Source organism: Acidovorax sp. Root267 (assembly GCF_001429215.1).
GTDB classification, from domain to species: Bacteria; Pseudomonadota; Gammaproteobacteria; order Burkholderiales; family Burkholderiaceae_C; genus Acidovorax; species Acidovorax radicis.
Genome location: NZ_LMJC01000012.1, coordinates 561449 through 576189, shown reverse-complemented (window position 1 = coordinate 576189; position 14741 = coordinate 561449). Strand labels below are relative to the sequence as shown.

The 14741-nt window shown below is 65.2% G+C and carries 14 protein-coding genes; 8 read left to right on the top strand and 6 right to left on the bottom strand.

The annotated features are described in order from the left end of the window. Nucleotides 1–15: 15 nt before the first annotated feature. The 6 genes from bcsA to ASE39_RS12120 form a co-directional block, all read right to left on the bottom strand. Nucleotides 16–2202: a UDP-forming cellulose synthase catalytic subunit gene (gene bcsA / locus ASE39_RS12145; protein WP_010464684.1), complete on the bottom strand. Its 2187-nt coding sequence runs from the start codon at nt 2200–2202 to the stop codon at nt 16–18. After that, nucleotides 2199–2981, bottom strand: a complete 783-nt coding sequence (bcsQ, locus tag ASE39_RS12140; protein WP_057271287.1) for a cellulose biosynthesis protein BcsQ — start codon at nt 2979–2981, stop codon at nt 2199–2201. The genes bcsA and bcsQ overlap by 4 nt, the downstream gene beginning before the upstream one ends. After that, the gene (bcsP, locus tag ASE39_RS12135) at nt 2978–3532 is read right to left on the bottom strand and encodes a cellulose biosynthesis protein BcsP (RefSeq protein ID WP_057227607.1); all 555 of its coding nucleotides are present in this window, start codon (nt 3530–3532) and stop codon (nt 2978–2980) included. Before bcsP ends, bcsQ begins: the two co-directional genes overlap by 4 nt. 48 nt (nt 3533–3580) lie before the next feature. Then, complete coding sequence (gene bcsD / locus ASE39_RS12130) at nt 3581–4039, bottom strand: cellulose biosynthesis protein BcsD (protein ID WP_241777029.1); 459 nt, start codon at nt 4037–4039, stop codon at nt 3581–3583. 349 nt (nt 4040–4388) lie between these two features. Beyond that, nucleotides 4389–5519 carry a tRNA 2-thiouridine(34) synthase MnmA gene (mnmA, locus tag ASE39_RS12125; protein WP_010464691.1) on the bottom strand — a complete coding sequence of 377 codons (1131 nt, stop codon included), beginning with the start codon at nt 5517–5519 and terminating at the stop codon, nt 4389–4391. Then, the gene (locus tag ASE39_RS12120) at nt 5516–6457 is read right to left on the bottom strand and encodes a LysR family transcriptional regulator (RefSeq protein WP_057271285.1); all 942 of its coding nucleotides are present in this window, start codon (nt 6455–6457) and stop codon (nt 5516–5518) included. The genes mnmA and ASE39_RS12120 overlap by 4 nt, the downstream gene beginning before the upstream one ends. On the opposite strand from ASE39_RS12120, the gene ASE39_RS26400 reads away from it, so the two are divergent. The 8 genes from ASE39_RS26400 (at nt 6456) to ASE39_RS12085 (ending at nt 14707) form a co-directional block, all read left to right on the top strand. Then, a complete protein-coding gene (locus tag ASE39_RS26400) occupies nt 6456–6641 on the top strand; it encodes a hypothetical protein (RefSeq protein ID WP_139019210.1) in 186 nt (61 codons plus the stop codon). The genes ASE39_RS12120 and ASE39_RS26400 overlap by 2 nt on opposite strands. Beyond that, complete coding sequence (locus tag ASE39_RS27095; RefSeq protein WP_057271284.1) at nt 6638–7729, top strand: 4-oxalomesaconate tautomerase; 1092 nt, start codon at nt 6638–6640, stop codon at nt 7727–7729. The genes ASE39_RS26400 and ASE39_RS27095 overlap by 4 nt, the downstream gene beginning before the upstream one ends. A gap of 114 nt (nt 7730–7843) precedes the next feature. Next, nucleotides 7844–8764, top strand: coding sequence for a tripartite tricarboxylate transporter substrate binding protein (locus tag ASE39_RS27090; protein ID WP_140426767.1), 921 nt, complete (start codon nt 7844–7846; stop codon nt 8762–8764). Nucleotides 8765–8819: 55 nt separating this feature from the next. Further along, nucleotides 8820–9884 carry a porin gene (locus ASE39_RS12105; protein ID WP_057271282.1) on the top strand — a complete coding sequence of 355 codons (1065 nt, stop codon included), beginning with the start codon at nt 8820–8822 and terminating at the stop codon, nt 9882–9884. A gap of 76 nt (nt 9885–9960) precedes the next feature. Next, entirely contained in the window at nt 9961–10899 is a 939-nt protein-coding gene (locus ASE39_RS12100; RefSeq protein WP_057271281.1) for a LysR substrate-binding domain-containing protein, read from the top strand. A gap of 125 nt (nt 10900–11024) precedes the next feature. Beyond that, a complete protein-coding gene (gene tcuA / locus ASE39_RS12095; RefSeq protein ID WP_082615410.1) occupies nt 11025–12509 on the top strand; it encodes an FAD-dependent tricarballylate dehydrogenase TcuA in 1485 nt (494 codons plus the stop codon). Further along, entirely contained in the window at nt 12496–13677 is a 1182-nt protein-coding gene (gene tcuB, locus ASE39_RS12090) for a tricarballylate utilization 4Fe-4S protein TcuB (protein WP_057271280.1), read from the top strand. Before tcuA ends, tcuB begins: the two co-directional genes overlap by 14 nt. 55 nt (nt 13678–13732) lie before the next feature. Continuing rightward, nucleotides 13733–14707 carry a tripartite tricarboxylate transporter substrate binding protein gene (locus tag ASE39_RS12085; RefSeq protein ID WP_057271468.1) on the top strand — a complete coding sequence of 325 codons (975 nt, stop codon included), beginning with the start codon at nt 13733–13735 and terminating at the stop codon, nt 14705–14707. Nucleotides 14708–14741 lie beyond the last annotated feature (34 nt).

Sequence of the window (14741 nt, the reverse complement as noted above, 5' to 3'; positions counted from 1 at the left end):
GAAACAGGGAAAGGCTTAACGGGGCTTCAGGGACTTGACGGCGGAGACGGTCAATTGCCCCACGCCACGCAGCCCGATCACGATCACGCTGCGGAGCGAACTCAGTGGCTTGTCGCGCTGGCCAGTGCCCCAGGTGGCAATCCACGCATCGGCCCGTGCAAACGTCAGCGATGCCAGTTCGGCCTGCTGTCGCAGGCTGAGGTTGTCGAACTTCACGCCCAGGCGCCCCTTGCCGCTGAACGTGACAACCGCCGGGAAAACGCCTTCTTCGTCCGACCGGAACAGCGACACGGAAAGACGGCTTCCCATGGGAATATCGCTGTCTGGCGGTACGGACAAGCCCAGCCCGTGCTGGGAGAAATCTTCGGTCTTGCACACCAAAGTGCGCCCGTTGTCAAAGCGGATGACGGCAGGCAAGGCCGCCGCCACGCGCGGCGTGCCACGGATCTGGCGCGTCTCGCTGGCCACCGCCACGCTGGCGCCCAGCAGGATGACGTTGTAGGTCGTCCAGACCATGTTGATGACCAGAGTGGTGGTTTCATCGCCTGCGGAAGAGAACAGCTTCCAGATCCCGACCGAGAAACCCACCAGATTGATCAACAGCAGCACCACATAGGGCCGGGCGATGGTCCAGTCGAAATAGGCCTTCTCGATCACTCCCCCCTTGGCCGTCACGTTGAACTTGCCCAGCTTGGGGTTGATGAAGGCCACGATCACCGGGCGCATGATGTACCAGGCCAGCACCGATTCGTACACCTCGTTCCAGAACGAATGCCGAAAGCGCCCCTGGATGCGGGAGTTGGTCACGCTGGCATGGGCCAGGTGGGGCAAGGCATAGGCGGTGATCATCAGCGCCGTGGCCTGGAACACGTGCGCACCGAAGAACAGGTACGCCAGCGGCGCAGTCAGAAAAACCAGGCGCGGCAGGCCATAGAAGAAGTGCAGCATTGCGTTCAGGTAACACAGGCGCTGGCCGAACTTGAGGCCCTTGCCGAACAACGGATTGTCGGTACGCGCGATCTGCGCCATGCCCCGCGCCCAGCGGATGCGCTGGCCCACGTGGCCGGACAGGCTTTCGGTGGCCAGGCCTGCTGCCTGGGGCACTTCGAGGTAGGCCGTGTTGTAGCCCAGACGGCTGAGCTTGAGCGCGGTGTGTGCGTCCTCGGTCACGGTTTCTACCGCAATGCCGCCCACTTCCAGCAGCTCCTTGCGGCGGATGATGGCGCAGGAACCACAGAAAAACGACGCGTTCCAGAGGTCATTGCCGTCCTGCACGATGCCGTAGAACAGTTCGCCCTCGTTGGGCATCCGGTGGAACGTGTCCAGGTTGCGTTCGAACGGGTCCGGCGAGAAGAACACGTGGGGCGTCTGCAGCATCACCAGGTTGGTGTCCTTGAAGAACCAGCCCATGCACACCTGCAGGAAAGAACGCGTGGGAATGTGGTCGCAATCGAAGATGGCGATGTATTCGGAGTGCGTGACCTTGAGCGCCGCGTTGATGTTGCCCGCCTTGGCGTGGTGGTTGTTGTCGCGGATCAGGTAGCCCACGCCCAGCTCTTCGCAGAATTCGCGGAACTCGGGGCGACGGCCGTCGTCGAGCACATACACGTGCAGGCGATCGGCCGGCCAGTCCAGGCTCATGGCCGAGAACACGGTCTGGCGCACCACTTCGAGCGGTTCGTTGTACGAGGGGATGAACACGTCCACGCTGGGCCAGGTACTGATGTCCTCAGGCATGGGAACCGGGCGGCGCTGCAGGGGCCACGCCGTCTGGAAGTAGCCGATCAGCAGCACCGCGAATGCATACAGCTCTGCCAGCACCAGGCCATACCCGAATGCCGCGTCCAGCCAGTTGGTAAAACCGATGGTGTCGGTAAAGCGCCAGTAGATGTAGCGCGATGACGCCGAGATCGACAGCACGATCATCGCCAGCGTGGACAGTCGCCCTGGGGTTCTGCTCAGCAGGAGTGCAGCACCAAACGAGCCCAAGGAAAAAAGAATTTGCCCCTGCAGATCCAGCGGCACGCTGATGACCAGCCCCATCAGCAAGGCGCTGAACACCACCGCCGCAACACGCGCCACGGGGTGTTGCCACAGATCCCACCCGGTGATGGCATGCACCACGGTGCGCCAGTGCGCCTGGGGGCTGTGGGAATCGGCGTCGGCGACCTCGTCAGCCTTGGGGCGTTGGTCCATGCTCATCGCGTGGCTCCAGCCCGTGGCAGGCGCAGGCGCTGCGCAAGGACACGGGCGCATTTGAGCAGGTCGTCGGCCGCCTGACCCTGGGGGTCGTACTCCAGCACACTCTGGTCATAGGCCAGCGCCTCGCGCACCGCCTGGTCTTCGTGGATCACACCCACCAGACGCTCGCCAAGGTTGTCCTGCATCACACGCGTGATGTCCTTGGACAACTGGCGCGCACCGTCGGCCTGGTTGAGCACGTACAGCGTTTCGGAAAAATCGGGGCGCGGCGTGCAGTAGGTATGCACCAGGCGCTGCATGAGGGCCAGCGAAGCATAGGACGCCGCGTCGGGCAGACTGACCACCACCACCACCTGGGCCGCCGACAGCGCCTGCTGCATGTAGACAGACGGGCCGGGCGGCGTATCCACCACCACCACCGCGTCCGGCGGCAGCTCCAGACCCTGGAGTTGCTGCGTCAGCCAGTTCGGATGCGCGTCCAGATGCCGCTCGAAGGCCATGCGGTCGGATTCGTTCACTACCCCATAGGGCAGCACATGCACCCCTGACGGACTTTGCACGCAGACCGAGCCCCACTCCTGGCCTGCCAGACTGGCGCGGGATACGCCTGCAAGCGACCGGGGATCGGCACCAAAGTGCAAGCCCAGAGCATTCTGGGGGTCCATGTCCACAACCAGCAGTGTGCCAACACCCTCACGCTGCAAGGCGGTGGCCAGATTCGCAGTCAGGGTCGTCTTGCCTACGCCGCCTTTGGCAGAAACAATAGCAATCACTTTCATGCATGGCCCTTGCGAGGCTGCCAGGCCGGTGCTGGTGCCGGTGCAGCGCTGCCTGCCACGGGAGCACCCGCCAGACGCGCAAAAACCGATGAAAGGTCCACGGGCAAGGACTCCTGGGGCACGGCCTGCTCCTCCAAAGAAGCCGGCGCAGCCGGGGCCCGCAGGCCAGCAAGACCTGCCAAGGGGGACCGGGAGGCCATCGTGGTGGCCACGGGCGGCAGACGGTCTGCTGCCGCCGCCAATACCGTGACGGGCGCAGCCACCGGGCGGGGAGCCTCGGCGACCAAGGGCGCGGCGCGTGGCAGCTCCACTGCGGGTTCAGGCCGCACCGCAACCGGCGCCTGTACCTGCTGGGGGGCTGGCGCCATGGCGGCACCGGCGCGGCGGTCTACCGAAGGTACGTCATGGGCCACGGCGTCTCGAACTGCCGAGACGAGGGGCCAGCGTTCGTTGGAAAGCTTGTGCTCCTGCTTGCGGGCCAGCTCATGGTAAGGGTCCGCCTTGGCCCCAAACTGCTGAAAGAGGTTCACGATGTCGTCTGAGTGTTTCATGGTCACCGCCAATGCCGGAACATATCCAAAAATCCGAAGCCCGGAGGCTCAGCGCGCTAGCTGAAGGTGCACACACCCCCAGGCATCCGCAGGCGCACACTGGGCCACCTTGAGCGGACCAGCACCCGCCTGCTCGAACCAGCTTTGGTAGACCCCTTCCAGGAAACCACCCGACCACTGCACGTGGTCCGGCCCGAGTGCAGCAGATACGGGCGACAGGCTGTGGTGGATGTTCAACTGTCCAACTTCCTGCGTCAAATCAACCCAGCCCCAGTCGATGCGCTCCCAGACGGCCGTCATGCCGCGCTGCAGATCCTCCACCGTGGCACACGCTGGCAAAGGGTGGTCTGCGGCAAACCGTACACCCACACGGAACATCAGCGCACGCAGGTCTTCCGGTGGCAGTGCCGCGGCGAATTCCGCCGCCAAGGCCTGGAAAAATCCCCGCCACTGCATTGAACACCGCTGCAGGGCCAGATGGTTGGTGACGTCTGGGCTGGAGGGCATGGAAACAATTTGAGACATGGTGCACACAAGAGCAAGCATCGGGCCCGCTTGTGACGGCCACCAGCAGGAAGGACTAAGGGTTAACCATGTGCATCGATTGATACATATGGTTTCAAACAGCTTTTTGGAGAATTCTAGAAGGCCAGCCCTCGCAAGTGACGCTTCTGGTGGCGAACCAAAGGTCAACTTAGTTCAACTGGCGGTATCTACGTAGAAGTTTGTGGGTGTCGCGCCACAAGAATTCATTATTTACTATTTGAATTACTAAATCCATAGTCTTATTTAATTAGAAAGACGGATTTTTCTTGCAGCTGGTGACCTGCCGACTGGCACGCGCGCCTCACATGTTTCAGTCTGTCGCACCAAAAATGACCCCGCCCCCGAGGCAGACATCGCCGTCGTACAAGACGGCGCTTTGCCCGGGCGTAACCGCCCACTGCGCCTGCGGGAACCGCAGCGCAAAGCCAGCGCCCTCCGCGCTGACGACAGAGCACGCAGCATCCTGCTGCCGGTAGCGGGTCTTGGCGGCATAGTCCCCGGGCGCCGGGGGGCGGCCAGAGGTCCAACTGGCGTCTTGCGCCTCCAGGGCCGAAGACAACAGCCAGGGATGGTCGTGCCCCTGCACCACGCGCAGCGTGTTCCTGGCCAGGTCCTTGCGGGCCACAAACCAGGGCGCATGCTCGCCGCCGCCGCGCTGGGCGCCTTTCTCCTTGATGCCGCCGATACCCAGCCCCTGGCGCTGGCCCAGCGTGTAGAAGCTCAGGCCCACATGCTTGCCCACGGTGCGTCCCCGGTCGTCCTGGATAGGGCCGGGGGCGTGGCTGATATAGCGGTTCAGGAACTCGCGGAACGGCCGCTCGCCAATGAAGCAGATGCCCGTGGAGTCCTTCTTCTTGGCATTGGGCAGGCCGATCTCCTCGGCGATGCGGCGCACTTCGGTCTTGTGCAGTTCGCCCACCGGGAACAGCGTCTTGGAGAGCTGCGCCTGGTTCAGGCGGTGCAGGAAGTAGCTCTGGTCCTTGGAGGGGTCCAGCCCTTTGAGCAACTCGAACAGGCCCGAGGTCGCGTTCTGGCGCACGCGGGCGTAGTGCCCGGTGGCGATCTTCTCCGCGCCCAGGCGCATGGCATGGTCGAGGAAGGCCTTGAACTTGATCTCTGCGTTGCACAACACGTCCGGGTTCGGCGTGCGGCCCGCCTGGTATTCGCGCAGGAACTCGGCAAACACACGGTCCTTGTAGTCGGCCGCAAAGTTGACGTGCTCGATCTCGATGCCGATCACATCGGCCACGGCGGCGGCATCCACGAAGTCGATGTTGGACGAGCAATATTCGCTGTCGTCGTCATCTTCCCAATTCTTCATGAAGATGCCGACCACTTCATGGCCCTGTTGTTTGAGCAGGTGGGCGGTCACGGCCGAGTCCACTCCGCCCGAGAGGCCCACGACAACACGTTGTTTGGGCTGTTTGGTATTGGCAGTCATTGCCCCGATTGTATTTTTTGCGCCGTAGCAGCACTGCGTGGACGCACAGAACGCGTAGCCACCAGCAGGTCATAGAGCTGCTGCGCAGCGGGCGACAACGATTTTCCCCTGCGCTTGATGAGGCCCATCTGGCGCGTCACCACAGGCTCCACCAGCGGAATACTCACCAGCGTAGGGTGGTCCTTGCCCGGCATGGCCAGGCTGGGCACGGCCGCCACGCCCAGGCCTGCCTCGACCAGCCCGAGCAGCGTGGTCACGTGCTTGGCCTCGTACAGGCACTGCGGGCGGTCGGGCACGTTGGCCAGCGCCAGGTCCATCAGCAGGCGGTTGCCCGAGGTTTTTCCCACCGACATAAAGTCGTGCTGGCCCAGCTCCGCCCAGGTGACCTTCTTGCGCCGCGCCAGCACATGGTCGCGGCGGCAGGCGGCCACGAAGCGCTCGGCCAGCACCGGTTTGAACTCGATCTCGGCCTCCTGGCTGCCGATGAAATTGAGACCAAAGTCGGCATCGCCCTGCGCCACAGCCACCAGCACCTCGTTGGCGCTGGCGTCGTGCACCTTGACGCGGATCTTCGGAAAACGCTCGTGGTAGCGCTTGACCACTTGCGGCAGAAAGTAGTACACGGCCGAGGGCACGCAGGCAATCGTCACCTCGCCCATGCGGCGCGCCGCCACGTCGCCCAGGCCCATGAGCATGCCGTCCAGGTCATCGAGCCACGCGCGCGTCTTTCGTGCGAAGTCACGCCCCACGGCTGTGAGGGTGACACGGCGCGTGGTGCGGTCCAGCAGGCGCACGCCCAGCGCCTCTTCCAGCTTATCGATGCGGCGGCTGAAGGCGGGCTGCGAAAGATGGATGGATTCGGCCGCCGCGCGAAAGCTGTGCAACTCGGCCACGGCGGCGAAGGCCTGGATGTCAGCAAGATCGAATTTGTTGTTCATGACGCACGGGCTTTCAAGACGTTTCGCTGTTGCGCAGCACGCATCAAACGATCAAAACATTGCAATTCACGAACGTGATTTCAACATGTACAAGGCCTATCTGCCTATTGCGCCACATGCATTAATCATTGCCAACAATGCAATTCACAGAACAGACGAAGCGCCGCACCATGCCGACCCATGAGCTACAACCTTCCTTGCGTTCTGATGCGTGGCGGCACCTCCCGGGGGCCGTTCTTCCTTGCCGACTGGCTGCCGCAAGACCCTGCGGCGCGTGACCGCACCCTGATCGCGGCGCTGGGCTCGCCGCATGAATTGCAGATTGACGGCCTAGGCGGCGGCAATTCGCTGACCAGCAAGGTGGCGATCGTTTCGCGGTCGGCGCATGCCGACTGCGATGTGGACTACCTCTTCGCCCAGGTCAGCGTGGAAGAGGCCCGCGTAGACACACGGCCCAACTGCGGCAACATGCTGGCGGGCGTGGGGCCCTTTGCCATCGAGCAGGGGCTGGTGCCCGCATCCGGCCATGGAAACACCACCACGGTGCGGGTCTACAACGTCAATACCCGTTCGCGCATTGATGTGCAGGTGTGCACCGCCGGAGGCCGGGTGCACTACGAAGGCGACGTGCACATCGACGGTGTGCAGGGCACTGCTGCACCCGTGCTGATGAACTTCCTGGATGCCTGGGGCGCCGTCACGGGCCAGATCTTCCCCACCGGCCAGCGTATCGACACCCTCCACGGCCTGCAGGTCACCTGCATCGATGCTGCACAGGTGATGGTGCTGGTGCGCGCTGCAGACTTGGGTCTGCGCGGCAACGAGAGCCCCGCGGAGCTGGATGCCAACAGTGGCCTGCTGCGCAGGCTGGAAGCCCTGCGGTGCGAAGCCGGCCTGCGCATGGGCATGGGCGATGTGTCGAACAGCGTGCTGCCCAAGCCCGTGATCGTGTCTGCGGGCGATCAACCGGGCAGCGTCGTCTCGCGCTATTTCACACCCCACCGCTGCCACCGCTCACACGCCGTGACCGGCGCCATTGGCGTGGCTGCCGCCCACGTGCTGCCAGGCACGGTGATCACCGACAGCCTCCAACACGCCACGGCAGGTACGCGCCGTGTGGAAGTGCTGCACCCCGCTGGCCGCATTCATGTGGACGTGGAACTCACCGACGTGGACGGCCAATTCAAGCTGGTGCAGGCCGCGCTGGTCCGCACCGCGCGAAAGATTCTGGAGGGCACGCTGTTCGTTTCAGAAAACGCATTCACCCATTGATTTCAAACCCCACCCTTGGATGACAGGAGACAAAAAATGATTGACCAACACAGTGCGCCACCGCGCACACGCCGCACCCTATTAACCGCAGCGGCCCTCGCTACCGCTGTGCAAATGATCCCCACCCTGGCGTATGCGGCTTATCCCGACAAGCCCATCACACTCGTGGTGCCGACCGCAGCCGGCGGTGGCAATGACGGCATGGCGCGCGTGGTGGCGCTCAAGCTGTCCAGCTTGCTGGGACAGCAGGTCATTGTGGAAAACAAGGCGGGCGCCAACGGTGCCATTGCGGCAGAGTTTGTGGCACGGGCGGCTCCCGACGGCCACACGATTCTTTTTGGCTACATCGGCACGCACGGCATGAGCCCTGCGCTGCAAAAGCTGCGCTACGACCCCATTGCGCAGTTCGAGCCCATCGGCATGGTGAGCTACTCGCCTACGCTCATGGTGGTGCACCCCAAGGTACCGGCCAAGACCGTGAGCGAACTGGTGGCGCTGACCAAGGCCAAGCCCCAGGACTTCAACTACGCCTCTGCAGGCAACGGGACAGCCCCCCACTTTTCGGCAGAAATGTTCAAGCTGGAAAGCGGTGCGCAGATGGCCCATGTGCCCTACCGGGGCGCCGCACCCGCAATGAACGACACCATGGCCGGGCAAACCCAGGTCATGTTCCCCAGCCTGTTCTCGGCCTACCCCCACATCAAGAACGGCAAGCTGCGCGCCCTGGCGCTGGCAGGCCCGAAGCGTTCATCGCTGCTGCCCGATGTGCCCACGCTTGAAGAGGCGGGCGTGAAGGGGGTCGAGATCACGCAGTGGTACGCCCTGTTTGCCCCCGGCAAAACGCCCCGGCCCGTGATTGATCAGCTCAACAAGGCCCTGAACACCGCCCTGGCCGACAAGGACGTGGCACGGCGCATTGAAGAGCAGGGTGCCGTGGTGGACACCAGCACACCCGAGCAGCTGGCTTTGACCGTGCGCCAGGAGATCGCCAAGTGGAAGGGCGTGGTGCAGAAGGCGCAGCTCACACCCGATTGAGGCACGGGAAAGGCCCTTGCCCCCTTTCAGATTTCCACAAAAACAGGAGACACCCATGAGAAAAGGAATAGGAGCGCTTTGCGCCGCGCTGGCCAGCAGCTGCGTGGCAGCGCAAACCAGCGGCGTGACGCTGTACGGCACCATCGACCTGGGCCTGCGCCATGGCAGCGGCCTCACGGCCTCGCATGCAGCTGTCCCCGGGTCGTCACACAGCCTGGGCAGCGGCATCCACACCACCAGCCGCTGGGGCCTTCGCGGAAGCGAAGACCTGGGGGATGGTGCCAAGGCGCTGTTCCAGTTCGAGAGTGGCCTGAACGCCGACACCGGCACCTCGGCCAACGCCAGCAAATATTTTGACCGCGCGTCCTGGGTGGGCCTGCAAGGGGGCTGGGGCACACTGGCCCTGGGGCGCCAGACCACCACGCTGGCCGATGCCGTCTCGCCCGTGGACCCGTTGGGCATGCGCTTTGCCAGCTTCAACCCCAGCATCGGCGTGGCCGCGCTCAGCCAGCATGGCCTGGGCATCGAGTTCGGCAGCGCTGGGAGCACATCGGGCTCGTACCGGCTGGACAATGCCCTCAAGTACACCGGCCGTTTCGGTGGCTTCACCGCCCGTGCGATGTGGGGCCTGGGCGAAGTGGCCTCGCAGCAATCGGCCTTGTCGTCGCGCGGCGTGGGCCTGGCCTGGGCCGCCGACGGGTTCGTGGCCTCGGGCGCGTACCAAAACTTGAAGGACACGAACCAGCGCACGCTGGATGGCACCACCCTGGGCGCTGCCTACCAATGGGGCACCGTGCGCCTTGCCGCCAATGCCGCACGCAGCGAGGCAGAAACAGCGGCCGGCAAACACACCGTGCAGCGCGTGCTCTCGGCAGGCGCCACCTGGTCCGTGACACCCCTTTTCGACCTGACAGCGGCCTACTACAAGGTGGACCGCACCCGCACGGGTGCCGCCGACGACGGCTATGGCCGCCTGGTGGCTTTTGCCGAATACAAGCTCTCGCGCCGCACCAAGCTCTACGCCGAGCTGGACAACACCCGCTGGCGCAATGGCTTCCAGGGCGCGGCCAACAAGGCGAACGCCACGGGCGTATCGGCCGGGGTGGTGCACTCGTTCTGACGCACGGCGTCCTGGCGTGGCGACAGGGCTGTGGGCGGCCGCACGGGCACTGGTGGGACTGTGCGACCATCGCCCCATGGAACTGCGCCAGCTTCGCTACTTCGTCCGCATCGTCGAACTCGGCTCCATGGGCCGCGCCGCGCTGGATCTGAACATGGTGCAGTCGGCATTGAGCCAGCAGATCAGCCGGCTGGAGGGCGAGCTCAGCACGCGGCTGCTGCAACGCACCAGCAAGGGCACCGTGCCCACCGAAGCCGGGCTGGCTTTTTTTCGTGAGGCGCAGCTCACCCTGCGCCATGCCGAGCAGGCGGCGCGCGTGGCGCAGCAGGCGCGCCTGTCGGGCACCGTGAGCGTGGGCTTGGCGCCCACGACGGCGTCGGTGCTGGGCGTGCCGCTGATGCGAGCCATGCGCGAGCGTTACCCCGATGTGCGCTTGCACATGGTCGAGAGCCTGTCGGGCCACCTCTCCAACATGCTCAACGCGCGCCAGCTGGACCTGGCCGTGCTGTTTGACACCCAGCCCGCGCGCCGCTGGAGCGTGCTGCCCCTGCTGGACGAGCGGCTGTTCCTCATCCGCAGCGCCCACGGCGGCGCCAGCACCTTGCCCGCCAGGCTGCCCAAGCGGCTGCGCCTGGCACAACTGAAGGCCGAGCCGCTGATCCTGCCCACAGGCCCCCACGGGCTGCGCAGCCGCATCGATGCTGCGTTTGCCGCAGCGCAGGTGACACCCCATGTGGCTATGGAGATCGACTCGCTGGCGATGTTGATGGACGCCGTGAACGCGGGCCTGGGCAGCACCCTGCAACCCTGGGCCGCCGTGGGGCGTTACCCCGACGCCAATGAACGCTTTGGCCTGGCCGAGCTGTCAGACGCCCCGGCCAGCCGCCCCGCAGCGCTGTGCAGCCTGTCAGACGACGAACTCTCGCCCGCCGCCCTGGCCACGCGCGTGGTGCTGGCGGACTGTACGCGGGCGCTGGTGCAATCGGGCACCTGGGTGGGCGCCACGCTGGCGTAGTCACCCCAACGACCACCAGGTTATCAAGCCATCACCAAACGTGATGGCCCCTTGCCCTTTCGGGCCTGCCCACACCGGGGCGAAATTTCTACAGTGGCGCTACACCCCACGAATGGAAAACCACGGTGCCAAATACCCCCCACTCCGCAGAACCCACTGCGGTCGATGTGCTCGTCATCGGCGGCGGCAACGCCGCCCTGTGCGCCGCCCTCATGGCGCGCGAAGCGGGCGCCAGCGTGCTGCTGCTCGAATCGGCCCCGCGCGCCTGGCGCGGCGGCAACTCGGCCCACACGCGCAACCTGCGCTGCATGCATGATGCGCCGCAGGACGTGCTGGTCGATGCCTACCCTGAAGAAGAGTTCTGGCAGGACCTGCTCAAGGTGACCGGCGGGCTGACCAACGAACACCTGGCGCGCCTGGTGATCCGGGCATCGGGTACCTGTCGGCCCTGGATGCGCCGCCATGGCGTGCACTTCCAGCCCGCGCTGGCAGGCACGCTGCATGTGGCGCGCACCAACGCGTTTTTCATGGGCGGCGGCAAGGCGTTGGTCAACGCCTACTACCGCAGCGCCGAACAACTGGGCGTGCAGGTCCGCTACGAAGCGCCGGTAGAGCGCATCGAGATGGAGGGCAGCCGCTTCATCGCCGCGCACCTGGCGAATGGCGAGCGCATCGCCGCCAAAAGCTGCGTGCTGGCCGCAGGCGGGTTTGAATCGAACCGCGAATGGCTGCGCGAGGCCTGGGGCCAGAACGAACGGGGCGAGTGGCCAGCCGACAACTTCCTGATCCGCGGCACGGCCTACAACAAGGGCGTGTTGCTCAAGCATTTGCTTGACGCCCATGGAGCCGACCGCATTGGCGACCCCACGCAGGCGCACATGGTGGCCATCGACGCACGCGCACCGCTGTACGACGGCGGCATCTGCACACGCATCGACTGCGTATCGCTGGGCGTGGTGGTGAATCGCAACGGCGAGCGCTTCTACGACGAGGGCGAGGACTTCTGGCCCAAGCGCTATGCCATCTGGGGCCGCCTGGTAGCGCAGCAGCCGGGGCAGATTGGCTATTCGGTCATCGACAGCAAGGCCATTGGCCGCTTCATGCCGCCCGTGTTCCCGGGCGCGAAGGCGAACACATTGCCCGAGCTGGCGGAAAAGCTCGGCCTCCCCGTGGACACCTTCATGCGCACGCTCAACGGCTACAACGCCGCTTGCCGCGTGGGCACCTTCGACCACACCGCACTGGACGACTGCCACACCGAAGGCGTCGCGCCCGCCAAGACGCACTGGGCCCGACCCATCGACACAGGCCCGTTCTACGGCTACGCACTCAAGCCCGGCGTCACTTTCACCTACCTGGGCCTGCACACCGACGACACCGCTGCCGTGCGGTTCAACAACCAGCCCAGCCCCAACCTGTTTGTGGCCGGCGAAATGATGGCTGGCAATGTGCTGGGCAAGGGCTACACGGCCGGTGTCGGCATGTCGATTGGCACCGCGTTTGGTCGCATCGCGGGTGCGCGGGCCGCTTTGGCATCAAAACAGGCTCCAGCGCTTATTCATCATGCGCAATTAGCTACAAAATCAGGAGCAAATCATGCGCACGCTTGAAGCCTTGACGCGCGACGCCCGGGCGCTGGCGCATGGCGAGATCGTGCTGTCGGCGCCCGAGGCCGAGGTAGCTCGCCAGCTGCAGATCTGCAACGCCTGCCGCTACTGCGAAGGTTTTTGCGCCGTCTTCCCCGCCATGACGCGGCGGCTGGAGTTTGGCAAGGCCGACATCCACTTCATCGCCAACCTGTGCCACAACTGCGGCGCCTGCCTGCACGCCTGCCAGTACGCGCCGCCGCACGAATTTGCAGTGAACATTCCGCAGGCCATGGCCCAGGTGCGCGGCCAGACCTATGCCGACTACGCCTGGCCGCCGGCGCTGGGCCAGCTGTACCAGCGCAACGGCCTCACGCTGGCGCTGGCGCTGGTGGCGGGACTCACGCTGTTCCTGCTGCTGGCCGTGGCGCTGAACGGGCAAGGGTTCGCTGCGCTGTGGCACGCGCCGGTGGGCGGCTTCTACGGCATCTTTCCGCACAACCTGCTGGTGGGCCTGTTCGCACCGGTGTTCCTGTTTGCCGTGCTGGCGCTGGCGCTGGGCGTGCGCCGCTTCTGGCGCGATGTGACACCTGCCACCAGCGGCGCGCGCCTGTCGCCTCCAGCGGCTGCCGAGGCCACCGACGCCGTACTGCGCCTCAAATACCTGGACGGCGGCCACGGCGACGGCTGCCACAACGAGGACGACGCCTACACCCTGTCGCGCAGGCGCATGCACCACCTCACGTTCTACGGCTTCCTGCTGTGTTTTGCGGCCACCAGCGTGGCCACGCTGTACCACTACCTGCTGGGTGCGCCCGCGCCCTACGACCTGCCCAGCCTGCCCAAGCTGCTGGGCGGCGTGGGCGGCATCAGCCTGGCCATCGGCACTGCGGGCCTGTGGCGGCTGAACCTGCGCCGCCACCCCGAGCACGGCGACGCCGCGCAAAAGCCCATGGACCGCGCCTTCATCGCGCTGCTGTTCCTCACCGCCACCAGTGGCCTGGCGCTGTGGGCCTCACGCGGCACAACCGCATTGCCGCTGCTGCTGTGTCTGCACCTGGGCGCCGTGATGGCGCTATTCGCCACGCTGCCCTACGGCAAGTTTGCGCACGGCATCTTCCGCACCGCTGCGCTGCTGCGCCATGCGGTCGAAAAGCGCCAGCCCAACCCGGTTGGCCTGGGCGCCGACTAAGTGCCCAGGCCATCACCACCCCACACACAAGCAACCCACGATGAAGGAGACATCCATGAAAAAACGCACTTTGCTGCATTGCGCCCTGGCGCTGGCCGCCCTCCCACTGGCCCTCGGCGCTGCCGCGCAGGACTTTCCGCCCAAGAAGCCCGTTACCTTGGTCGTGGGCTTTGCGGCCGGGGGTGCGGCCGATGCCGCCGCGCGCCTGATCGCCAAGAAGCTGGGCGAGAACATCGGCCAGTCGGTGGTGGTGGACAACAAGGGCGGCGCGGGTGGCAACATCGCGCACCAGTTCGTGGCCAATGCGGCGCCCGATGGCACGGTGCTGCTGTTCGGCTCGGTGGGACCGCTGACCATCGCGCCGCACCTCATGAAGCTGAGCTACGACCCGTTCAAGGACCTGGCGGCAATTTCAGGGGGCGTGAACTTTCCGAACGTGCTGGTGGTGCACAAGGCTGCGGGCGCAAAGACGCTGACAGAGTTCGTGCAGCTCTCCAAGAAGAAACCTGGCAGCGTGGACTTTGCGTCCACGGGCGCGGGCTCCGCATCGCACCTGGCGGGTGAGCTGTTCAACCAGCGCGCGGGCATCGACATGACCCACGTGCCTTACAAGGGCGGCGCGCCAGCCTTGCAGGACCTGCTGGGCGAGCGCATCACGTCCTACTTTGCAGCCCCACCCACGGCCTTGCCACATATCGAGACGGGCAAGCTGATCCCCCTGGCCACCACAGGCCTCACGCGTCCGGCCTATCTGCCCAACATTCCCACCGTGGCGGAATCGGGCTTTCCGGGGTTTGAGGCGCTGAACTGGTATGCCTTTGTGGCCCCAGGCAAAACACCGGTGCCGCTGCTGGAGCGCTGGAACCAGGAGATCGTCAAGGTGCTGAACGACCCAGGTGTGAAGGAGGCGTTGAACAAGCATGGCCTGACACCCCAACCCACGACCCGCGCTGAACTCACGGCCTTCATGCAGAAGGAATCCACGCAGTGGGCCGCGATCATCAAGGAGCGCAAGCTCACGGCGGATTGAGCTGGCCTCGGCGGCAAAGCGGTGCCCCCGCCGC

What these genes read in the sequence shown, in the direction of transcription:
- bcsA (WP_010464684.1), bottom strand. Translation starts at nt 2,202, where the DNA reads ATGAGCATGGACCAACGCCCCAAGGCTGACGAGGTCGCCGACGCCGAT.
- bcsP (WP_057227607.1), bottom strand. Translation starts at nt 3,532, where the DNA reads ATGAAACACTCAGACGACATCGTGAACCTCTTTCAGCAGTTTGGGGCC.
- ASE39_RS12120 (WP_057271285.1), bottom strand. Translation starts at nt 6,457, where the DNA reads ATGAACAACAAATTCGATCTTGCTGACATCCAGGCCTTCGCCGCCGTG.
- ASE39_RS12100 (WP_057271281.1), top strand. Translation starts at nt 9,961, where the DNA reads ATGGAACTGCGCCAGCTTCGCTACTTCGTCCGCATCGTCGAACTCGGC.
- ASE39_RS12085 (WP_057271468.1), top strand. Translation starts at nt 13,733, where the DNA reads ATGAAAAAACGCACTTTGCTGCATTGCGCCCTGGCGCTGGCCGCCCTC.
- ASE39_RS12105 (WP_057271282.1), top strand. Translation starts at nt 8,820, where the DNA reads ATGAGAAAAGGAATAGGAGCGCTTTGCGCCGCGCTGGCCAGCAGCTGC.
- ASE39_RS27090 (WP_140426767.1), top strand. Translation starts at nt 7,844, where the DNA reads ATGATCCCCACCCTGGCGTATGCGGCTTATCCCGACAAGCCCATCACA.
- tcuB (WP_057271280.1), top strand. Translation starts at nt 12,496, where the DNA reads ATGCGCACGCTTGAAGCCTTGACGCGCGACGCCCGGGCGCTGGCGCAT.
- ASE39_RS27095 (WP_057271284.1), top strand. Translation starts at nt 6,638, where the DNA reads ATGAGCTACAACCTTCCTTGCGTTCTGATGCGTGGCGGCACCTCCCGG.
- ASE39_RS26400 (WP_139019210.1), top strand. Translation starts at nt 6,456, where the DNA reads ATGACGCACGGGCTTTCAAGACGTTTCGCTGTTGCGCAGCACGCATCA.
- bcsD (WP_241777029.1), bottom strand. Translation starts at nt 4,039, where the DNA reads ATGCCCTCCAGCCCAGACGTCACCAACCATCTGGCCCTGCAGCGGTGT.
- mnmA (WP_010464691.1), bottom strand. Translation starts at nt 5,519, where the DNA reads ATGACTGCCAATACCAAACAGCCCAAACAACGTGTTGTCGTGGGCCTC.
- bcsQ (WP_057271287.1), bottom strand. Translation starts at nt 2,981, where the DNA reads ATGAAAGTGATTGCTATTGTTTCTGCCAAAGGCGGCGTAGGCAAGACG.